16 protein-coding genes and 1 tRNA gene are annotated in these 21,358 nt (G+C 65.0%); 8 read left to right on the plus strand and 9 right to left on the minus strand.

Going from position 1 to position 21,358, the window contains the following annotated elements:
• Nucleotides 1–2 precede the first annotated feature (2 nt).
• Genes KTR66_RS08690 through KTR66_RS08700 form a run of 3 tightly spaced genes read right to left on the minus strand, consistent with a single transcriptional unit; the run spans nucleotide 3 to nucleotide 1,396 of the window.
• A complete protein-coding gene (locus KTR66_RS08690; protein ID WP_213612185.1) occupies nucleotides 3–245 on the minus strand; it encodes a hypothetical protein in 243 nt (80 codons plus the stop codon).
• The gene (gene folD, locus KTR66_RS08695; RefSeq protein WP_213612186.1) at nucleotides 242–1,081 is read right to left on the minus strand and encodes a bifunctional methylenetetrahydrofolate dehydrogenase/methenyltetrahydrofolate cyclohydrolase FolD; all 840 of its coding nucleotides are present in this window, start codon (nucleotides 1,079–1,081) and stop codon (nucleotides 242–244) included. The genes KTR66_RS08690 and folD overlap by 4 nt, the downstream gene beginning before the upstream one ends.
• A 3-nt stretch (nucleotides 1,082–1,084) precedes the next feature.
• Nucleotides 1,085–1,396, minus strand: a complete 312-nt coding sequence (locus tag KTR66_RS08700; RefSeq protein ID WP_213612187.1) for a YggT family protein — start codon at nucleotides 1,394–1,396, stop codon at nucleotides 1,085–1,087.
• A 163-nt stretch (nucleotides 1,397–1,559) separates the two neighbouring features.
• On the opposite strand from KTR66_RS08700, the gene KTR66_RS08705 reads away from it, so the two are divergent.
• From KTR66_RS08705 to KTR66_RS08720, 4 genes are all read left to right on the plus strand, one after another.
• Nucleotides 1,560–1,635 (plus strand) — tRNA-Ala (locus KTR66_RS08705).
• Nucleotides 1,636–1,898: 263 nt separating this feature from the next.
• Complete coding sequence (locus tag KTR66_RS08710) at nucleotides 1,899–2,039, plus strand: hypothetical protein (RefSeq protein ID WP_213612188.1); 141 nt, start codon at nucleotides 1,899–1,901, stop codon at nucleotides 2,037–2,039.
• Nucleotides 2,036–2,413 (plus strand): hypothetical protein, encoded by a 378-nt coding sequence (locus tag KTR66_RS08715; protein WP_213612189.1) that lies wholly within the window; start codon nucleotides 2,036–2,038, stop codon nucleotides 2,411–2,413. Before KTR66_RS08710 ends, KTR66_RS08715 begins: the two co-directional genes overlap by 4 nt.
• A gap of 246 nt (nucleotides 2,414–2,659) precedes the next feature.
• A complete protein-coding gene (locus KTR66_RS08720; protein WP_213612190.1) occupies nucleotides 2,660–3,115 on the plus strand; it encodes a hypothetical protein in 456 nt (151 codons plus the stop codon).
• A gap of 10 nt (nucleotides 3,116–3,125) precedes the next feature.
• Here the strand turns inward: KTR66_RS08720 and KTR66_RS08725 are convergent, their stop codons facing one another.
• Nucleotides 3,126–5,852: an ATP-binding protein gene (locus tag KTR66_RS08725; RefSeq protein WP_213612191.1), complete on the minus strand. Its 2,727-nt coding sequence runs from the start codon at nucleotides 5,850–5,852 to the stop codon at nucleotides 3,126–3,128.
• A gap of 195 nt (nucleotides 5,853–6,047) precedes the next feature.
• Here KTR66_RS08725 and KTR66_RS08730 point away from each other — a divergent pair, with 195 nt between their 5' ends.
• Genes KTR66_RS08730 through KTR66_RS08745 form a run of 4 tightly spaced genes read left to right on the plus strand, consistent with a single transcriptional unit; the run spans nucleotide 6,048 to nucleotide 15,579 of the window.
• Nucleotides 6,048–9,185: a DUF499 domain-containing protein gene (locus KTR66_RS08730; RefSeq protein ID WP_213612192.1), complete on the plus strand. Its 3,138-nt coding sequence runs from the start codon at nucleotides 6,048–6,050 to the stop codon at nucleotides 9,183–9,185.
• Nucleotides 9,182–9,838 carry a DUF3780 domain-containing protein gene (locus KTR66_RS08735; protein ID WP_213612193.1) on the plus strand — a complete coding sequence of 219 codons (657 nt, stop codon included), beginning with the start codon at nucleotides 9,182–9,184 and terminating at the stop codon, nucleotides 9,836–9,838. The genes KTR66_RS08730 and KTR66_RS08735 overlap by 4 nt, the downstream gene beginning before the upstream one ends.
• A gap of 22 nt (nucleotides 9,839–9,860) precedes the next feature.
• Nucleotides 9,861–12,803 carry an anti-phage-associated DUF1156 domain-containing protein gene (locus KTR66_RS08740; RefSeq protein WP_371819062.1) on the plus strand — a complete coding sequence of 981 codons (2,943 nt, stop codon included), beginning with the start codon at nucleotides 9,861–9,863 and terminating at the stop codon, nucleotides 12,801–12,803.
• Between the two features lie 28 nt (nucleotides 12,804–12,831).
• Nucleotides 12,832–15,579: a helicase-related protein gene (locus KTR66_RS08745; protein ID WP_213612195.1), complete on the plus strand. Its 2,748-nt coding sequence runs from the start codon at nucleotides 12,832–12,834 to the stop codon at nucleotides 15,577–15,579.
• A 388-nt stretch (nucleotides 15,580–15,967) separates the two neighbouring features.
• Here KTR66_RS08745 and KTR66_RS08750 read toward each other — a convergent pair whose 3' ends face one another.
• The 5 genes from KTR66_RS08750 to KTR66_RS08770 all read right to left on the minus strand — a co-directional run bounded on the left by KTR66_RS08750 (nucleotide 15,968) and on the right by KTR66_RS08770 (nucleotide 20,936).
• The gene (locus tag KTR66_RS08750; RefSeq protein ID WP_213612196.1) at nucleotides 15,968–16,483 is read right to left on the minus strand and encodes a hypothetical protein; all 516 of its coding nucleotides are present in this window, start codon (nucleotides 16,481–16,483) and stop codon (nucleotides 15,968–15,970) included.
• 571 nt (nucleotides 16,484–17,054) lie between these two features.
• Nucleotides 17,055–19,724: a DUF3987 domain-containing protein gene (locus KTR66_RS08755; protein WP_213612197.1), complete on the minus strand. Its 2,670-nt coding sequence runs from the start codon at nucleotides 19,722–19,724 to the stop codon at nucleotides 17,055–17,057.
• Between the two features lie 5 nt (nucleotides 19,725–19,729).
• Nucleotides 19,730–20,302, minus strand: a complete 573-nt coding sequence (locus tag KTR66_RS08760; RefSeq protein WP_213612198.1) for a hypothetical protein — start codon at nucleotides 20,300–20,302, stop codon at nucleotides 19,730–19,732.
• A gap of 140 nt (nucleotides 20,303–20,442) precedes the next feature.
• Nucleotides 20,443–20,703: a hypothetical protein gene (locus KTR66_RS08765; protein ID WP_213612199.1), complete on the minus strand. Its 261-nt coding sequence runs from the start codon at nucleotides 20,701–20,703 to the stop codon at nucleotides 20,443–20,445.
• A complete protein-coding gene (locus KTR66_RS08770) occupies nucleotides 20,700–20,936 on the minus strand; it encodes a hypothetical protein (protein ID WP_213612200.1) in 237 nt (78 codons plus the stop codon). The genes KTR66_RS08765 and KTR66_RS08770 overlap by 4 nt, the downstream gene beginning before the upstream one ends.
• Nucleotides 20,937–21,358 lie beyond the last annotated feature (422 nt).

The following is a 21,358-nucleotide window of genomic DNA, read 5'->3' on the forward strand; positions in this document are numbered from 1 at the left end:
GCCTAGCCCTGGCGCTCGCGCAGCAGCGCCTCGATCCGCGCCAGCGCCTGCTGCTGGCGCCGGAGCGCGATGCCGAGCCCGCCGATGGCGATCAGCGCCAGGGACGAAACGCCCCCCGCCCCCGCATAGAGCATCCGCGCGCGGGACCAGCCCTCACCCCCCCAGGGCGTGGCGCCCCAGGCGAGATGCAGGCAAGACAGCAGGGCGAGCCCGCCGAAGACCTGAAGCGCGCGGTGGAGAATCATGCGCGGCGCGCCAGCGCGGCCTCGAGCGTGTTCTCCAGCAGGCAGGCGATGGTCATCGGCCCCACGCCGCCCGGCACCGGGGTGATGGCGGCCGCCCGCGGCAGCGCCTCGGCATAGGCCACGTCACCCACCAGCTTGCCATCCGGCAGGCGGTTGATCCCCACGTCGATCACGATGGCGCCCTCACGCACCCAGTCGCCGCGGATCATCTCGGGCCGGCCGACGGCGGCGATCAGGATATCCGCGCGCCGGCATTCCTCCGGCAGGTCCCGCGTGCGGGAATGGGCGATGGTGACCGTGCAGTCGGCCGCCAGGAGAAGCTGCGCCATGGGCCGGCCGACGATCTGGCTGCGGCCCACCACCACGGCCCGCGCGCCGCGCAGCGTGGCCTTGGCCTCGGCCAGCAGGTGCATCGCGCCGCGCGGCGTGCAGGGCACGAGGCCGGGCAGCCCCGACGCCAGCCGCCCGGCATTGATCGGGTGGAAACCGTCCACATCCTTCGCCGGATCCACCGCCGCGATCGCCGCCTCGGCGCGGATATGCGCGGGCAGGGGCAGCTGGACCAGGATGCCATCCACCGAAGGGTCGGCGTTGAGTGCCGCGATCTCGGCCAGCAGCTCGGCCTCGGTGGTGCTCTCCGGCAAGTGCCGCGTGCGGGAGGCGAAGCCCGCCGCCGTCGCCGCCTTGTCCTTGTTGCGGACATAGACGCCGCTTGCCGGGTCCTCTCCCACACGGAGCACGACCAGGCCGGGCTTGAAGTCCAGCGCCGCGATGCGGGTGGCGAGCTGCCCGCGCAGCCGCTCAGCGACCGCCTTGCCGTCGAGGATCTGCGTCATGGCTCAGAAATACAGCCCGAATTCGATCATGTAGGACCGCACGGCGCCCACCAGCAGCATGGCGGCCTGGACCAGCAGCATGACGATGAGGGGCGAGATGTCGATGCCGCCCAGATTCGGAAGCCTGTTCCGCACCGGGCGCATGGCGGGCTCGGTCACGCGGTAGAAGAAGTCCGAGATGGTCCAGACCAGGCGGTTGCGCGTGTCGAGCACGTTGAAGCCGATGAGCAGCGAAAGCACGGCCGCGATCAGGATGGCCCAGAAGAACAGGGTGAGCCCCGCCTGGATCAGGAAGAACAAGGCGTCGAGGATCATGTCGGCGGCGCTCCGAAAAGGTCGGCGTGAGGGCTTCCTTGTCGCGGAAGGTCGCTGAACCGGCAAGGGGGAAGGAGATCGGTCCGGGGGGCGCTTGACACCCTGGCGCCCATCCCGCATGACGCGCCCCGCAATCGGTGCGATGGCGCCGGTCATGTGGTGCGGGGCTGTAGCTCAGTTGGTAGAGCGCGTCGTTCGCAATGACGAGGTCAGGGGTTCGATTCCCCTCAGCTCCACCACCCCCCGAATTGCAATCAATTGTTTTTATAAGATAACTTCTCCCGAGGCTGGGGGCCGACCCAACGTTGTTCCCAACGGGTAGGTTGCCTTGAGTTCCCCGCTACGGCTCCTAGTGCCCCCAGGTCCTCTGTTTGGGCGCTGCCTTTTCTCGGAGAGCCCCTGTCTCGTAGTTCATGCACATCTTGAGCGGCTCAGGAACCTAATTCTCCGTAGGCGCCGCGATCCGAGTGTTGCGAGCAGGACGCCTTGGCCCGCGGAGCATGTGCGGATCATCCGCCTGCTGGTCCGCCGGGTGAAGATAGGGGCCGAGGGTGCGGCGGTGCGGCTGCGTCTGGATGGGCTCGGCAGCCCGGTCCGAGACCTCGCCGCCCAGGCGCCCGAGGCTGGGAGGGCAGCAGCATGAGCGATACAGCGCAGACCCTGACCGTGGTCATTCCGCTCCGGGCGAAGCCCCGGGGTGGGCGGAAGGCGATGGTCACCTCCGGCGTTCTGGCGCTGGAGCGGCGGCAGGACGTCACCCCCATCAAGGCGGTCGCTCGGGCGTCCCGCTGGCGACGGATGATGGAGGCGGGCCGCTTCGCCACGATCGACGACATCGCGGCGGCCGAGAAGATCAACTCGTCCTACCTCTCGCGCGTGCTGCGGCTGACGCTGCTGGCGCTGGACGTGGTCGAGGCGATCCTGGACGGGCGTCAGCCGGAGGGCATGACGTTGCCGGCGCTGATGGGGAGCGTAAATGCAGAATGGGCGGCGCAGCGCCTAGCGTCGAGGCTCTGACGGAGCACTGGCGGCGGCACTACAAGACGATCAGGCCGCAAGGTGCGCTGGGCTACCCACCGCCCGCGCCGGAAGCGCTGTTGCGCTGGCCGTCTGGCCCAGCCTACGCTCAGCGCCGGCGGGGCCAGACGGCCAAGCTGAATCCCGGGCTAAGTCTCTCGTAGCCCGTGCATCCCTACTGAAGGGCGGCTCAGCAGTGCCCAAGCTCGCTTGGCGCATTTTTGGACGCCGTGGATATTCGAGCTGATGATGCAGGACATCACCCCACGAGAGGCGATCAAGCGGCTCGAGCAGCACTTTGGCTCCCGCGAGGGAATGCTAACCCACACGCTGACGATGCTTTCGATATCCGGGCAGCCAGCAGACGTTACCTTCTACAAGCGAAGGCCACTTATAGACGTTAAAATCAGCACGAAGATCGGCGCTGCGAAGCTCTATGGGCTCGAAAGCCACTTGCCACGCTTACTCAACCGTATTGAGTTTTCAAACGGCGTCGTCGCAAGCCTGGGGGAGATCTGGACGGTCAACCCGATGCCGATGGACGGCTTTTCCCCGGAGGAGTTGGCTGCGGTAGACCTTGCCCAAGGCGAGGAGCGACAAGGGCCACAAGGGGAAACGCTTCGGAAGATGATCCGAAAGACCTATCATTGCAAAAGCCGGAAAGAGACCGACTACTTTTTGCGGCGATGGATCGCATCCTAGTGAACCTAACCTATGTGGATGGCCCGCCGAGTTTGGGCGGCATCTGCCACTGCGGCGGCGGGGGATTATCCTTTAGATGGGCGACTAGCGCTCGTTGATTTCGTAATTCCCATTGGCCACGAGCGTCCAACCCGCTCTCATAGGGCACTAGCCGGGCCATCTCAGCATCGGCCGCATCGAACGCGCCGCAATAAGCGAGGACGACGGCGTATTGGCTGCGCAGAGGAATAACCCGGCCGGCGAGCTTCAAACCCATAATGGTCGGCATAAGGTTTCGCTCGATGACGTCGCGGGCACCGACGTAGTCGTTTCGACCGATGAAGTCGTCGACGAGCTCCTGGCCGACTCTCGCGAACGAATCTAGCGATTGAGCCATCGAGTAGAATTTCATCGCGTGGATTGGGGCTAGGCCCGGATTGTTTCCGGTCGCCTTCACCGCCTTAGATTGGAGATCGAGCGAGTCAGCGAGATGTTTCAAGTCGTCGGTGTGGTTCTCGCCCTTGAGCAGCGGGAAAATCTTGTCGGGGTTTTTTCCCATCACGTCGGCTAACCTGAGTCCAAGCAGATCATAGTATTCGGCGATCAGATCAAGGGTTGCAGAGACGCACTCGTCCATCATGCCGAGTTCGAAAAGGGCGTGTGCATAATTGTACTTTGCGACCCTGAGGTGTTGTGGTGTTTGCGGCAGCACGTGGCGCAGCTCGATCATAATTCTCTTCACGGTTGCGACGTCCTTGTCGCGCGCCGCAAAGACCATTCGTTTCATGGCGACGGCGAGGCGTTCGGACTGGCCGAGATTGTTGGCCTTGATCAGTTCATCCATGCGATCGAGCTTGCTACGGATTTCCGTATCGTCGCCGGCCTTGAAATGCGCGAAGACGAGCCCGTCGAGGGCCCAAAACCGATCTTCGGCCGCAATGTCGGGACACGCAGCCGCCTCGGTCAGAAAGGTGGAAATCTCATTCATGTAGCCGAGCTCGTGGAACAGCTCGTCTGTTGCCATTTCGACCAACGGCTTCACATTGCCCAATGCCACAAACATGCGCAGCAATAGGAATACTCGCTGACGATCGTGCTCTTTGGGTAGCGCGACCATCAAGAGGTCACGGATGGCCTCCTGCGCTGTCTTGACCGCGGCAGACCCGCAAGCGTTGAGGAACGCGCGTCCAAGCGGCCGGATAGCGTCGTGGATCTTGAAGCGGTCGACACCGAAGATCTGGATCGAGCCGCTAGAGCGCAGCCGGCGATATGCTGCCGCCGCGTCGGCGGGCGCTGTACCGAACGTCCGCTGTAGTACGGTGGTGGCTTCGGCCTGGGCGAGTGGGACATCACTTAGGCTAAGCGCCGCAACAGCACGCCGCTCATTTTCATTGAAGGTGTCGAACACGTCCGCGAGGATGAGTTCCTGCGCCGTCTCGACAATGTGCGTCCGCTCTTCAAGCGCCGTGCACAAACGGTCGACGCTTCCGTCATAGGAAGCAGCGGCAATCTTCAGCGCATTCTGAACATAGAGTGGCAGACCCGCGGTGAGCTTCAACAATCGCTCATAGTCTGCAAAGTTGCCGCGACATCCGAGCGATGCGCCTTCTGCCGCCGCAGTTTCGTTTGACCAACCGAGCAGTCGCTCTGCTGATATGCCGAGCGTGGCTTCAAGTTGCGCGATCGAGGGGCTCGGTTGAGCGAGCAGGACGAAGCGCAGTTGCTGGGACGCTCCAACGAGGGATGCGATGTCGCCAGGGGCGACACGGTGGGCGTTGTCGAGGACGACGGTCGCGGTGAGACCGTCATCTGCGAGGTGGCGACCAATTGCGAATAGGACCTCCGTTCCGCTAGCTCCAGGCAGGAGAATTTCCCCGAGGGTGCCGCCGCGCGAACCGAACATTCGGGCGGCCAACTCGCGCGCGACAGCGCTCGCCAGCGCAGGACCTGATATGTCCGCAACGTCGTAATAGGCCAGCCTGTCGGTGGCATGCAGAGCCATTTGCGACACCCATGACGTCTTGCCAGCGCCAGAGAAGCCGACAACGAGTCGCACGTGGTGCACGCTGGCGAGCGCCGGCTCCTGCTCCTGGGGCCGGTATCGCAGAGGCGGCGCGGGGAAGTCGTGAAGTTGCACGACAAGCTGTTCGAAGAGGTCAGGAAGGGCGCCGACCACGAATGTGTGGTTTGGGTTTGGCTCGATTCCCGCAGAAGCCGCTAAGATCCGGCCCGCGAGCTTCCAAACGAGCGTCTCCGGAGCCAAGACCGAGAACGGGAGCGTCTCTGCCGCTGCTCGGCATGCTTCGAAGGCCTCGCCAATGGTTTCCCACGGTTCGGGAAGCGCGGCGTCTGGGGAGGCACACCCCGGATGCACGAGAGTAACGTCGGCGGGCCACGCGGAATTCTTGGCGCGCTTGGCCAGGTCGGGGCCCAGTGCCGTATTTGAGACGATAACGAACTGGCAAGCGCCGCTTCGCCGGCCCGCGACGTGTTCTGCGCGAATTTCATTGAATCGCGTGAGCGCGCCCTCGACATCACTGAACATGAGGCGTGACCCGCGGGTTTTAACCTGAGCGTAGATGCGCCTGTCGGGCAGCACCACTTCAACGTCTTCGTCGTTCTCGACGACGATATGCGTGACGCCCGAACGTGCGGCGCGGAACAAGCAGGCCGCCGCATAGAGATGCTGGTAGAGGAAGCCACGATGAACAGCTTCAATCCGAGCGAGCTGGCGAGCGTCTAGGTTGAAGGTCTCCATTCCGCCCCGCATTACACCTGGAGAGGCTGGAACCGGAATTCCGCTGCCCAGGCAAGGCCCTTGAACTCAGCTGACGTTATTCCACCGTGGAGACACTTCAACGAATCGCTATCCGCAGGGTAGCATACCGCCTGGAAAAGGGGTGACAATCCGAAGGCTGCGCTCCCTCCCGATGAGGATTGGTAAAGTAGGCTCATGGCAATCGGCACGATAAAGCAGCTCTGTACTGCCAATGCGGTGGTAACCAGCGAAAGCTTGGTTGAGCAGGTGGCCCAGGTCGAAGACCTAGCGAAGGGAAAGATTGACGGCCGTGAATTCTTTCGCCGCAATCATTTCACCGCCGGCTTAGAACTGCTTGTCAGGAGGGGCTTCGAGCGTCTCGCCGGCAAGTCCGAGGACGGTGCTTTCTACTTGACCCAGGCAATGGGTGGCGGCAAGACGCACAGCCTGATAGCGTTCGGCCTGCTGGCCGCCGACCCCGCCCTGCGCCGTGAGATAGTGCCCAGGATCAGCAGCGGGAACGACTTCGGCGCCGCGAAGGTGGTGATCTTCAACGGTCACCAGAACCCTGAGACCCTCCTTTGGGGCTATATCGCCGACCAGCTCGGCCGATCAGACGTTATGGCCCCATTCTGGCGGAACGGGGCGAAGACACCCGGGGTAAACGAGTGGGTGCAGATTCTGGGCAACGAGCCCGCCCTGGTCCTTCTCGACGAGCTGCCGAGCTACCTTCAGATGGCGCAGGGCGAGAAGGTCGGCAACAGCACCCTGGGCGACCTCACCATCGGTGCCCTGGAGCGGCTCTTCAACGCGCTCCCGCAGTGCCCAAGGGCATGCGTCGTCGTCACTAACCTGAAGGATGACGTCTATCTCGAAGGCTCGGGGCAGCTGCGCACCCTCATCGAGAGCCTGACCAAGCATTACGACCGCAATGCCCAGGCGATCACGCCGGTGCAGCAGAACACGGGCGAGGTCTTCGCCATCGTTCGCAAGCGCCTGTTCGACGGCCTCCCGAACGCGGACCGGATCGACGAGATCGCCCAGGCCTATGTGGCGGCGCTGCAGAAGGCGAAGCGAGTCGATACGATCCCCACGACGCCAGAGACCTTCATCGAGCGGATCAGGGAGACCTATCCGTTCCATCCGTCAATTCGCGACATCGTCGCGCGCTTCGCCGAGAACCGAGGATATCAGAAGACTCGCGCCCTGATCCGACTTCTGCGCCTTGCCGTCCGCGGAGCGCTCAACAGCGACGGCAACGTCTTCCTCGTCGGCCTTCAGCACCTGAACTTCAACGATCAGGCGACGATCGAGGAAATCCGGAAGATCAATCCCGCCTACGGCAATGCTATCTCCCGCGACATCTCGGACCGCGGCAACGCGCTGGCCGAGAAGATCGACGCGGCTGACGGCAATGCCACGGCAACCGCCGTTGCGAAGCAGCTCCTCATGTCCTCGCTGTCGGCGGCGGAGTCCCCGCTGCGTGGTCTCACGGACGGCGAGCTGATCGAGACGTTGGTCGATCCCCTCCTCGAGGTCTCGGAGATCAAGACGGCGCTGAGCCGCCTTCAGGGGCAGGCCTGGTACCTCTTCCAGGGGATCGACCAGCGCGTTTTCTTCGGGCAGACGGCGAACGTCACCGCCGAGATCACCGAGATCTCGGCGAACATCGCCGAAGAGCAGGTTGACCAGACGCTGCGGGAGAAGTTGCGGGAGGTCTTCAAGCCACGTTCGGGCCTTCTCTACTCCGAGAAGATGGCGATTCTACCGGCGCTGGACGAAATCCAGCTCGACGACGATCGGCCAACGCTGATCATCCTCGAACGGCCCGCCGATCGCCTGCCACAGGATTTCGTGGACTGGTGGGACAAGCAGGATCTCCGGAACCGCGTCCTGGTCCTCACCGCTGATCCGAACGCGGTCACGACGCTGCGTCACAGTGCGCGGCGCATGCGCGCCATCGGCAAAGTCGAGGAGAGGATCAAGGCGCAGCACGGCCAAGGCTCACCACAGATGGCGGAACTCGATGGCGTCCGCGATCGAGAGGCCGCCAACTTCACCAGCGCCCTGCGGGAGACGTTCAAGACCATCGTCTTCCCCGTCAGCAAGACGCTGCGCCGCGTTGACGACTTCCGGATGGAGTTCGACCGCAACGACTACTCAGGCGAACAGCAGATCATCGATACGCTGACCAAGCGCGGCAAGTTCATCCCGGGCGACCAGTTCGACGCGCAGTTCGAGAACATCCGACTGGAAGCCGAGGACCTGCTGTTCGACGCCGACGCCGTCCAGGCCTCCTCGCTTCGCCGTAATGCCGCTGTCCGATCCGGATGGTTCTGGCTGCCCAAGGCCGGCCTGGATCACCTCATCCGCACGGCATGCCAGCGAGGCTTCTGGCGCGAGAAGGAAGGCCTGGTCGCCAAGAAATGGGAGCGCGTCACCCGCGTCTCAGCCCGGCAGGACGACTTCGCCCAGGACCCGATTGCCACAGGGCGCTTCCAGCTGAATGTCACGCCGGAGGACGCGGACATCGTCTACGTCTCCGAGAGCGGTCCGCCTGATCCGGCCAAGGCGACGAAACTCGACGGACGCGTTTATGAGACCGCGGCCCCAGCGGTGTGGTTCGTTGCCGTCGACTCGAAAGGCGTCGCGAAGACGGGCGAGCCGTTCGAGTGGCGTGCACCGCTACGCGTGAAGCCCGACGTCCGTCGCGTGTCCGGCGGGTACCGCGTCGCGCTGCTGGCCATTCCGCGCGCGGCGACCATTCGCGCGACCTTCGACGACACCGATCCGCGGCAGGGTCCCGAGGTCCCGCATGCCGAGATCGACGTCCCGGCCAAGGCGAAGAAGCTGCGCGTCATCGCCGAACTGGCCGGGCGCTTCAGCGAGGAGCAGTCGGCGCCGCTCGCCACCGGCATGGACGACGCGGGCGGTTGGAACGGCGGAGCGCAGAAGGCACAGCTCAAGCCCGATGCGCCGGTGACCATGACCTCCCGCTTCGAGCCGAAGGACACGGCTGCGGCCTTCTCGGCTCTGGAACGACTGGCAAAGATGCCGGACGCCAAGGTGCTCGGCGGTGCCGTGGACCTGAACGGGACCAGGTCCGAGAACGACTTCCTGACGCTGCGCCTCGGCCGAGACGTGCCGATCCCCGCGGCCGCGCTGGATCAGAAGGTGAAGGAGCTCCTGGCCCTGCTCGCGGCGGATGCGCCCACGGTGAAGCTCCGCCTCGACGGCATTGCCTTTCCGTCCGGAAGGGACCTCATGGCCTTCTGCGACGCGGCGGGCGAGGATTTCGATCGCGTCGCCTGGAAACAGGATGGATCGCCATGAGCACGGCCGCTGCGAACTTCGACTGCGCCGACATCTACCAGGAGCATGCCTATCTGGTGCGCCTGACCAAGGGGCGAGAGGCCAAGGTCCAGGTGTTCGAGGTCTTTGGCCGACCGCCCACGGAGCGGGAGCCGCAATGGGCGCCTGAGACCATTCTGCGCTGCGAGGCCGCGCGCGACGTGTGGGACGTGGCCGCGCCCGAAGCCCGTGCCGAGTTCAACCGGCGGCTAAAGGCTGAGCACAAGCTGGCTGGGCGCTGGGGGGCGGACGAAACGGCTGTGCAGAGGCTGTTCGGCAAGGAGCTTCTGGTCCTGCTCTGGGCGATCGAACTGCCTGACGTGAAGCCGGAGGAGATCGGCGTTGCCATCCGCAACTGGCTTGGCCTGAAGCCGGAGGAGCGCTGGTGGCTCTACACCATGACGGCGGCGGGCACTGGTCTCGCTCACCAGGCAGGGATGGGCTGGCGTGGCGCGCTGCGCCAGGCGCTGTGCTTCGGTACGCGCCATGATGCCTTTCACCTGGGGGCCGTGACCGGGCGCGGCACGCTCGAGCCGCGGGTGAACGAGCGGTTCGTGCAGCCGAAGCGAAAGGCCAGCCGAAAGAAGGCGGACGACACGGGGCTATTCTTCGCCCCGCCGCTGCCGGCGGAGTGATAGGACGAGCATGACAGGCGTAGTGGAAAGCTCTGCCAAGGTTGGCCTAGCGCCCTTCTCGCTGAAGGACGCGCCTGCGTTCATTGAGCGTCAGTTCCCGGTTGGGCGACTGTCGGCGGAGGCTTATGAGGAGCGCACGGCGGCCCAAAGCCAGACACTGACGCCGCTCAGCTCGTATTGGAAGGGACGTAAGCCCTTGATCATGGTCCGAGCTACGGTGCTCGGATGTCTGCTACCTGCGACCGAGGATCCCGCGTCCGATCTCGATATCTTCCTCAAGCTGATGGGGATGGATGACGGGGCTTTCGGCAGGCGTTTCGGCGGAAGCGCCGCGGAATTCAGCCGGCTGTTCCCGAGCTTCTCGGGCTTACTCACCGAGGTGCATGGCCGGCGTATTGTGTGGCGCGATGATTTGTCGCCAGCCGATCGAGCGGCTCGTATCGCTGAAGCGTTCGCAACGATGCCCTACGCGGAGCGGTTACGCCATGTGCGCCGACCCGAAGAGTGCGATGAGGTAGAGCTGCTTGCTTCAATATGGCCTGCCGTGAACGGGCATCTCGGCTCGCGCGCTTTCAGCGTAGCGCAGTTGGTTGAACAACTTGGTACCGCTCGCTTCGGCGACCGTCCGCGCCTCGCAGACACCTTCTGCGGCGGGGGTTCCATTCCGTTCGAGGCGGCGCGGATGGGCTGCGACGTTCATGCTTCGGACCTGAACCCGATCGCAGCAATGCTGACCTGGGGCGCCTTTAACATTATCGGTGCGAGCAAGGAGAGGCGGGCCGAGATCGAGGCGGCGCAGAAGCGCGTGGCCGCGGCGGTGGATGCCGAGATCACGCGGCTCGGTATCGAGCACGACAAAGAGGGGAACCGCGCCAAGGCGTTCCTCTACTGCCTCGAAACCCGCTGCCCACGCACCGGCTGGATGGTGCCGATGGCGCCCTCTTGGGTCATATCCAAGACGCGGAATGTGGTCGCAAAGCTCGTGCCCGAACAGGCGGCGAAGCGCTACCGCATCGAAGTCGTTAGCGGCGTTGACGCCGACACGATGGCCTTGGCCGAACAGGGCACGGTGCAGGGCGGCCGTCTGGTGCATCCGATGAACCCGGAGCGGTCGGGTGTAGAAATCCGGACGATCCGCGGCGACTATCGTGACGCCGACGGCGTGTCGCGCAATCGGCTGCGACTGTGGGAAAAGGGTGATTTTGTTCCCCACCGGGACGACATCTTCCAGGAGCGCCTCTACTGTATCCAATGGATCACGAAGGAGAGCCTGAACAAGGGGCGCCAAGAAACCTTCTTTCGGGAGGTGCTCCCAGAGGATGAGGCGCGGGAGCGACAGGTTGAGGCCATCGTTCGGGACAACCTGGCCGACTGGCAGGACACCGGCTTGGTGCCGGACATGGCGATCGCACCAGGAGACAAGACGGACGAGCCGATCCGCACGCGTGGCTGGACGCATTGGCATCATCTATTTGGAAAAAGGGAGCTTCTTCAATTTGCGCTCTTTAATGCAGAGGCGCACAAGACCGAGTTCGCAAATGTACTCGACTTGACGTTGTGCCGTGCTCTTGACTGGAATTCCCGGCTTTGTGGATGGCGCGGCCCGGCGGGAAAAGAAAACAACGCACATGTATTTCTTAATCAGGCACTCAACACGCTTTGGAACTATACATCCCGTTCATTCGAGACCATCGATACACTATTAATTAGCGTCAAAAAGACATACAAGATTCCGGCAAGTGTCAGCGTAGAGCCTCGTGCCGCGGTTGATTGCAAGTTTATTTCTGATATTTACGTGACAGATCCGCCCTATGCTGACGCCGTAAACTATCACGAGATTACCGAATTCTTCATCGCATGGCTCAGGAAGTATCCGCCTGTGCCCTTCGACGGGTGGACCTGGGATTCCCAGCGGACCAAGGCCATTAAGGGCACGGGCGAAGATTTCCGCCGCGACATGGTCGCTGCCTACGCTGCCATGACTCGACACATGCCCGACAACGGCATGCAGGTGGTGATGTTCACCCACCAGGATGCCGGCGTCTGGGCCGATCTCGCCAGTATCCTTTGGGCCGCTGGTCTGCGTGTCACCGCAGCGTGGAACATCGTCACCGAGACGGAAAGCGCGCTCAAGGAAGGCAATTACGTCCAGGGCACAGTCTGCCTCGTGCTGCGCAAACGCCTCGGCGCCACCAATGCCCGTCGCATGGAGATCGAAGCCGAGATCGAGGAGGCCGTGGCGGCGCAGCTCGCGCGCCTGAATGCCCTCGACGATGCCTGGCATGAGCGCGCCAACGCCGAGACCCTGTACACCGACGGCGATCTCACCCTGGCGGCCTATGCCGCCGCGCTGCAGGTCGTCACGGCCTATTCCAGCATCGACCGCCAACCCCTCGACCGCGACCTCTACCGCAAGCTCGGCAAGGGCGAGCGCACGATGCTGCGGGACTTGGTGGACTACGCCGCCCAGGTGGCGAACAGTCTGCTCGTCCCCGAAGGCTTCCCCCGCGAGATGTGGCGCGACCTGACCGCACCGGAGCGCTTCTATGTCCGCATGCTGGACATGGAAGCGAAAGGCTCCGCCAAGGTCGCCGACTTCCAGAACTTCGCGAAGAGCTTTGCCTTCGCTGATTACGCGGAGCTCATGGCCTCCACCACGGCCAATGCCGCCTCGCTCGCCGGCGCCTCGGACCTCAAGGGCCGCATGCTGGACGGCGACGGCTTCGCCGCGACGCCGCTCCGCCAGGTCCTCTTCGCGATCTGGAAAACCATGGAGGGGAAGGAGCGCGACCCGAAGCGCGGCGTGACCCTGCTGAAGGCGGAGTACACCGCCGACTACTGGCAGCGCCGGCAGAAGCTCATCGCGCTCGCCGAGTATGTCGAGAAGAAGACGGCGCGAACCCGTCCGGACGAGAGCGCGGCCGCGCAGGAGCTCGCGGAAGCGCTGAAGCTCGACAGGGTGTAGGGCGCGGCCGGCGAAGGGGGCAGGCAGGATGGCTGTAGAGCGCTTCTCGTCGCGCCGTGAAGCGCTCGGTCCCGTCCTGACGGCGAGGCTCACCGGGGCTTCACGCTATCTCCGCATCGCCGGCTACTTTCGATCGTCGCTGCTGGAAGTGGTTGGCGAGGCGCTGGAGACGGTCGGCGAGATCCGCGTCGTCTGCAACGGAGACCTGGACCCTCATGACGTGAAGGTCGCTCGCGCCGCGCGGGACGGCCAGGCCGCGCTGGCACGCACCCTCGTCTCCTCCTGGCAGGCGACCGAGGACGGGCTCGACCTGCTGCTGGCGCGGGAACGCTACCGTCGCCTGCACGAGTTCCTGGTCTCAGGGCGCCTCAAGGTCCGCGTGGTACCGCGCGACACGAACAACGTATTCGTGCACGGCAAGGCCGGCGTGATCGAGCATGCCGATGGCCGCGTCTATTCCTTCGTAGGCAGCGTGAACGACAGCGCATCCGGCTTCCGCCACGCCTACGAGATCCTGTGGGGCGATGAGGATCCGGGCGCCGCGACATGGGTGCGCGACGAGTTCGAGCATTTCTGGCGGCAGGGCGTGGACCTGCCGGACGCGGTGGTGAAGCACGTCGCGGCCATGGCGCAGCGGATCGAGTATCGCTCGATCGAAGATGCGCGAGACGCGGAAGGGGGCGTCCCGACCGAATCCGTCCTGGCGGAGCGGCCCATCTACAAGGGCGGCCAGATCCTGCGCTCCTGGCAGAAGCGATTCGTGCAGACCTGCGTCGAGGACCGCCGTCTGCATGGATCGGCGCGGTTCCTGATCGCGGACGATGTCGGCCTCGGCAAGACGCTGTCCATGGCCGCCGCCGCCCTCGTCCTGTCGCTGCTGGACGACAAGCCGGTGCTGATCCTGGCGCCGGCAACCCTCATCTGGCAGTGGCAGGAGGAGCTGGAGGACAAGCTTGGCGTCCCCGCGGCCGTCTGGTCCACGCAGAAGAAGTGCTGGCTGGATGGCGAGCGGCGGCCCCTGACGCAGAAGGGCGACCCGACGCTGGTGGCGAAGTGCCCGTGGCGCATCGGCATCATGTCCACCGGCCTGATCGTCAATGGTGATGATGCTGCCGAGCGTGGGGCGCTGGCGAAGAAGTCCTTCGGGGTGATCGTCCTCGACGAGGCGCATAAGGCGCGCGCTTCACGCGGGCAGAGTGGCCGGCAGATGCCGGAACCTAATCAGCTTCTGCGCTTCCTACGCGGTGCGGCGAGCAAGGCCACCAACGTGATCCTCGGGACGGCGACGCCGATCCAGCTCGACGCCGTGGAGCTCTGGGACCTTCTGCACGCTCTTGGTCAGGGAGCCGACCAGGTGCTTGGGCGACCGTTCGACGGCGGCGAATGGATGCGCGAAGAGTCGATCCAGTATCTGACCGGCGAGAAGGCCTGGCCGCGGAACGAGACCAACCGATGGGGCCTGTTTCGGAACCCCTTGCCCCCCGCCGCAGAGCATCCGGTGTTCCGAGATATCCGAAACGACGCGGGGCTCGCCTCACGTATCGTCTTGGGCCCACGGTATGACGACCTGAGCTCCGACATCCGCAACGACTTCCTCGGCGATTTCGAGGTGCTGGCCGAACGCCACAACCCGATCGTACGCCGGGTCATTCGCCGGACCAGGCCGATGCTGGAAGAGCGCGGGCTCCTGAAGCGGATCGGCGTGGTGACGCATGCGCGTCCCGATGACGGGCTCCCTGGGTCGCTGTTTAGTGGTGAAGGCTTGGAGATGAGCCTCGCCTTCAAGGCGGCGTATGAGGCAGCGGAGGCCTTCAGTCGGCTCTATGCGCAGCGCTTCCCGGCAGCCGGCTTCTTGAAGACGATCCTGCTACGGCGGATCGGCTCGTCTGCCAGGGCCGGCCTTGAGACAGCCCGACATCTCCTGGGGCGTTTGGACACGCCGTTGGTGCCCGAGGATGAGGCGGGGGACGAGAACATCCCCAGCGCCGTCCTCCCTCCCGACCCGCAGGAGATCCAGTTCCTCCGCGAGGTGGAGCGAAACCTGGCGGCCGTGGTGGCGGGCTCGGATGTGGATCCGAAGGTGCAGGTCGTCCTTCACTTTCTGCGCGAGCGGCGGTGGCTGGAAGACAATGGCGCCATCATCTTCAGCCAGTACCGCACCACCGCGGAGTGGGTCCTCGAGGCGCTTTGCGAGGCGTTCCCAGACGAGCCCGTGGCGCTCTACGCAGGCGGGGCGGCGTCCTTCGTGCAGCGCGGGCAGGAGCGACGGACCGCCGCCCGCGAACAGATCAAGAAGCGGATCCAGGACGGTGAGATACGCCTCGTCTGCGCGACCGACGCCGCCTGCGAGGGGCTGAACCTGCAGCGATTAGGCGCTCAGGTGAACGTCGACATGCCCTGGAATCCGTCACGGCTTGAGCAGCGGAAGGGGCGCGTCCAGCGCATCGGGCAGATCCGCGACAACGTCCACGTCCTCAATCTCCGATACGCTGGGACCGTGGAGGACCAGGTGTATGCGGCGCTGTCGCAGCGTTTCGGCGACATCTTCTCTGTCCTCGGCCAGCTGCCTGATGCCTTCGAGGACGATTGGATCGCGGCGGTGCTCCGCGACAGATCTGCGCTGCAGAACTTCTCGCAGCGAATCGAGACGACGAAGCCCCCGATGGAACTGAGATACCTTCGGGACGTGGCTGACGATCAGGGGTTGGACTGGGAGTACACGGAAAAAGTCCTATCCTCGCGAGACATCGACGAGTGGATGAGACAGGGCTGGTGATGGCCAGATGGCAAATGTCCTCGGTTATTGAGGCGATCCGCACTTACGAGATTGATCATTTCGCCCAAAAGGTACGGATTTCGGGCGAGTGATATGCGAACCAGAGGAAGTCCCGCTCGCGCAGAAGCCGGCCTTTTAGCCGGACTTCCGAGATCCGTACTAAATCGGCCAAGTCAGGAGGTCCGGAGAGAATTGGCCTCCGGAGAGCGAAATTCGGGCATCCCCAGGCCAGGTCAGTCAACAGGTCCGCCTCGAAAACCCCAGGAAACCTGCCACTCAGCGCGGCGCGCCGTGGGGCGGAGAGCACGTCTCGTATTGAAACTGGCGGGGGAAAAGGGATTCGAATCAAGGCTACGGAAGACCGAAGACGAGGCGCTCCCGCAGATCTCTATCGCGCTTCCTCCGCCTCCCCGTCCACGATCTGCACGGGCTTCAGGGCGCGACCCTGCACTTCTTGGATGAGCAAGGTCAGCGGGTTCTCGGCGCTGCCTCCGACCTCGACCTTCTCCCCATAGACCCTCGGCGCCAGCTTTGCCGCTCGCCATTGCCGCGCCCAAATGCGCAGCTTCACCACCTGCCAGTTCTCCGGCGTGGCGGCGTCGGCCATCTCGATGGTCTCATCAATCATCGCGTGCTGCTGGGCTTCGCGCGCGCGCGCGATAGTCGCTCGGAACCCCTCGTCCGCGGCCATCTTTGCATAGACCGCTGTGCGGGCGGGGCAGTCATCCTGCGCGCACGCCTCGGTCATGCTCATCCCGCCAATGAGAAGCTGGCACAGCCGATCGACGGCCTGGGGATCATCGGGTGAAGGCTTGACGGGCGGGCGCCCTATCGGGCGGCGCTCGCGCGCTGCCTGCTGCTTGGTGCGGTCCTTGATCGGCTTCGTTGTCTTGCGCTGCGCCATCGTGGGGTCCCTCCGGATCGATCGGACTGGACCGCACTCATGCGCGGCGGGTGAGTGCCTATACAGAACGGCCGCAGAAGCCTGTTCCGGATAGCAGTAGGAAAGGGCGGGGTGCCACCTCCAACGGTCCTGCTTGGAAGGCAGGTGAAGGAGATGGCGCCCGGCCTGCTGGAGGCGGGAGCGATCCAGCGTGGAAGGCTGGGGCTGTGTCCTCCGGCATCAGTTGGCTCCGATGCTCGCCTCGATCCTCCCCGCTTGGAAGGCGGGCGATGGAGACGGGCGCCGGGAGCGCCGCCCGATAGAAACGCGCCTCGGCGCGCGAAGCAAGCGGAAAGGGGGCGTCGCTATCAAACGTCCACCGCCTTCGGCAGCAGCCGCGCCGCGCGGAGCTGGGCGGCCGGTGGATGGAGGCCGCTCCGGGAAGCGATGGGCGGGGGCGGGCCGACTTTGTCACCATTGTCGCTACACGCGCGCGCGCGCGAAGAAGCCTTGCTCGGGATATATGAAAAATCATCTGAGAATGGCTTCGATGTCTCACGCGCGCGTAGCGACATTGGTGACATGTGCGCCCTCACTGCCCGCGCTCGGCGCGGTAGCGGAGGATCGCTTCGCGCATTTCTTCCTGCGCGCGCTGCCGCCGTTCCCGTTCGGCCTGTGCTGCCATCGCAAAGGTGGTGTGCAGCTTCGGGTTCACGTGCCAGCCGGACGGATGCTTGGCGGCATTCTTCACCGGCTCCGCGCGAAGCCAGCCCATCAGTTCAAGCGTTGTCAGCACTTCAACCAGTTCTCGCCGATGCTCGGTCGCCCGCAAGGGTTGATATGCACGCATGATATCCCGGAGCGTGACCCGGCCCTTTTCGCGGGCTTCGTCGCTCGCGAGGATGAATCCCGCGATCCATCGCGCGTGCCCCGTCTGCCGCGTCAGGAACAGCAGGGCATCGGCCCGCAGCAGATGGGGCAGCAGCACCTCACGCATGTAGGCGGCGGCGCGGCGCGCGGTGTCCTCGCTCAGCACCGCCGCGACGGGCGGGTGCTCGCCTCGCGCATTGGCATCCGCGATGTTGATCAGGTGGAAGGTCAATGCCAGTCGGGCGAAGGTGCCGGGCCACTTCGCCAGCGCAGCCTTGAGTCGGGCCGAGCTATCCGGCATGGCGCCTTGCGCTTTGAGCAAGGCGTTGATGTCTTCCCGATGCCGATGCGCTTCGGCGTGGAAGACCACCGGTCGATGCTTCACCTCGGGCGCGAGTTCGACGAAGCCTGTGGAGGGCCTCAGGGTGGCCAGCGCAGGGAACAGGTCGCGATACCGCGCGAGGGCCGCCGCGTCGGGGCGTCGGTCCTCCCCGTCGCCTTGTCCGCACGGCAGGCAGTAGAGGAAGCGTTGCAGCAGCCCGTCATCCGCCGCATCCTTCGCGATGCGCTGGATGGGCTCAGGCTGGATGCCGCCGAGAACGCAGGCGGACCAGTTCGGGATGGCGAAGGTTCCACGCCCGATGCGATCCACCACGTAGCGGCCACCGTTGAAGAGCGTGAGATAGTGCGCTCGATCCGCGCCGCCTTTGCCCCCGGCCTTGTATTGATCCATGCCGGCCAGCCAACCGCTCATCTCATCCTGGCGGCACAGCACCTTGCCCGAGGGGGCGCGCTGCTTCGCGTCGTCGTCTCGGCGGAGCACTTCCGTCAGCGCTTCAACGGTCGTGCCCTCGATCAGGTACCGGTCCAGCTTCGGCGGCAGCGGCCCGATACCTGGCGGGGCCCTGTCCGCCTTGATTGCGGCCATTTCCTCCCGCCACTTCCGCATAGCTTCGGCGTGCCGATCCCGCGCCTCGGCGTCCAGGCGCTCAATGGGCGAGGTGGCGGTCTTGAGAACGGGGGTCTTCATGATGGACGGATCACCCACCACCGCGCCCCACAGCCGGGGGCTTTCCATCCAGGTGTCGTCATGCACGCGGGGCTGAATGCGCCAGTCATCGGGGATGACGGAGGCGGCGGCCACCACGGCGCAGAGAGCCACCGCTGCCGGGTCAACGCCCATGCGCGCAGCGGTGTCGAAGACGAAAGGCGCGAGGGCGTCGGGCAAATGATGCGGCCGCAGCACGGGCGCGCCGGTTAACTCGGTATCGCCGAGGAAGTCGACCGGGTCAGGCCAATCCCCGCCGGGAGCAGCGGCGCTTGCCTCAGTGCGCTCCCCAAGCTTTGCTCGAGCACTGGAGACAGCGCGCGGGATATCATCATAGCGGGCCTGCCAGCGGCCCGCCTGGAAACTGCCGTCCTTCAGGTCGCGGCTTTCGGGCGGGACGGCATTCATGAGTCCACGCAGGGTCAGGACTGCCTGGGCATCGGCCATGCCGCCCTTCAGATACCGCATAGCCAGCGCAGCCAGCGGCGCGTGATAGTCCTCCGCCGTCAGCACGACCCGGATCAGCTCGTCGGTTTCCCGCTCCTCTCCCGCGCCCATAGAGGCCCCTTCACCGCTCTTGGGGTGATCGTGCAGCCCAGCGGCAGCAGCGGCCTCCTGGAGCCTGTCCAGCGCGTCCTGAAGCTCGATCTCCCGGGCGTCGTCCATGGCAACGATGCGCGCAAGGCGGGGCGAGCCTTTTCGGTGCCAGCTACCAGGCCACCGGAGCGGATGAACAATCGGCGTGTTCGAGGCATCCGCGCCCACCAGCCGTTGCGCCACCTGCCTCGCCTGCTTCAGCCGCCCGTGATCCGCCGCTTCGCGCGTCGGTTCTGTCAGCCGCCAGTGGAGGTGCAGCTTGGGCTGCATCTCGCCCTTCTCGGGATCGAGCCACTCGCCTCCACTCGCCACCACCAACGTTGCCGGACCCAGCAGGCCTTCCAGCCGGGTGCGCGCTACCCGCGGGTTGGAATCGCATTCGACGGAGAGCACGAGGCCGTTGGCGAGGCTGGCCTCATCCGCCTTGTCAGGGTTGTTGAAGGTGGCCGGGGGCGGGCAGAAGGTCACCGGAAAAGGCGCATTCGCCGCTCGGTGAGCGGCCTGGGTTGCGGCCTGGATCAGGGTGTTGAGATGCGGGTTGATCGAGTGAGCGCTGATCTCGAACACCCCGCCGACATCGTCACGGAATGCCCGCAGGGAGACGAAGGTCCCAGAGTCGGCATAGCGAAACAGCGCGTCCACAAAGTGCGCAATCTCAGCGCTATCAACGGCAAGGGGCGCCACGGCATTCATCGTGCTCGCGACGTCCGGATGCTCGGAGGGCGAGGCGCCACCCTGCATGTCCATCACCGCTAATCCTCGCGGAAAGCGGGAGGCAGCGGGCCAAGCGGGAGCCCGCGGCGAAGGCTGTCGAACAGCCCTTGGGGCGAGGTCCGGCGCAACCCGCGCATAAGCGGGCGCAGGTCGCGCTGCGCGAGGTGGCCCTCGCGGAAAAGCCGCGCGGCGACGGCGGCGATGCGATCACTCTCCTTCGTCGTCAGGATCGTCACCTCGGCCAGCAAGCGGTCGTGCATGGCCACTGCCGCCGTGGCATCGCCGGCTGCCGCCTGCGTCGCTTTGAGCACATCCGCCCGCGCATTCGCCAGGGCGTGCACATCGCGCTCGCGGAGCCAGAAGTGCCCCGCCGGCAGGGCAGGGCGAGCCATAAAGCCCGCCAGCACCGCCGCAGCATTCAGCACGCTGCGGGCCGGGCTGCGCTGGGCGGGCAAGCGCAGGCGCCCGACCCAGCCAGCGTCCTCATGGTCATAGTCAAAGGAGCACTCGGGCGCCATGCCAAGCCAGCAGGCCGCCACGGTGGCGCCCGCCAGATCACGCGCCTCGATGTCAAAATTCGACCCCGGCGTGGGGACAACAGTGTTATTCATTTTCCGACTCCAATGAGATGGAGCCGGAGCGATTGGCCGTAGCGTTCAGCGCGGCAGGTCTGGTAGAAGGCGGGTGTCAACAACACCAACTACTAGACCGCGATGCTTTCCGCCGGGGCCGCAAGGCTCCGGCGTTTTGTTTAGGCGCGGTCGCGCTTCCAGGGCGGAATGCGGCCCGGCACCTCGATGCGCGACTTCGGCTCGGTCTCGGCGCTAGTAACATCGGGCTTCGACGAGACGTGGCCGACACCCGGCACGTAGCCGCACATCAAGCACTCGGTCGTGCGGCCCGACATGACCGGGTCGAGCGCGCCGCAGTCGTGGCAGACGGGGAACGGGAGATCGTCCGGGTAGTTGTCCACGGGACGGGGCGCGGGGCGCGGAGCGGTGATCTTGCTCATTGCGCGGCCTCCGCGCCGACGAGGCGCTTAAGATCGGCGGCGGGGATCAGCGTACGGCCGGCGATACGGACCACCTTGAGTTTGCCCTCGTTCGCGCGGCGGCGAAGGGAGGAAACGCTCAGGCCGGTGATATGCGCACCTTGCGCCCAGGAGTAGGCCAAAGCGTTGGTGGGCGGCTCGGCCGGTCGCTTTTCCGGTTTATTGCCGCGATTCTTCGCGGGGTTGGCTTGCATGGCGGATGCTCCTGCCCCCTGCTGGGAGCGCTTGAAGGACCGCGACGCACCCTGCGCCGCGTACCCTCAAAAGGAGCCATCAGAAATTCGCGGTCTATTTCGCGGTCTATTTCGCGGTCGGCGCAATGCGCGGCTCTCGCTTTGCCCCGCGCCTGTGCCATTTTTTCGATGTGGCCTCTCGACGGATTTTGCGGAGCTTGTCTCGCGAGATTTCTCCTGCGAAATGTTCCCGCGCAGCTTTGAGGTCTACAGCCTCGCTCGGAGTCTTTGCGTCACCGGGCCATGTGCCCTCGCGTAGCTTGAACCAAGCCCGCACGTTCCGCTCAGTCGGCTCGGGCCTAGGCTCCGCGCCGAGTTGTGCCCCAGGACGCGAAGGGAGGGTCGAAGCGCTGTGCTCGACAGGCGTTTCCTTTTGCTCAGAT

The sequence above is a fragment of the Roseococcus sp. SDR genome (assembly GCF_019083995.1).
GTDB lineage: Bacteria > Pseudomonadota > Alphaproteobacteria > Acetobacterales > Acetobacteraceae > Roseococcus.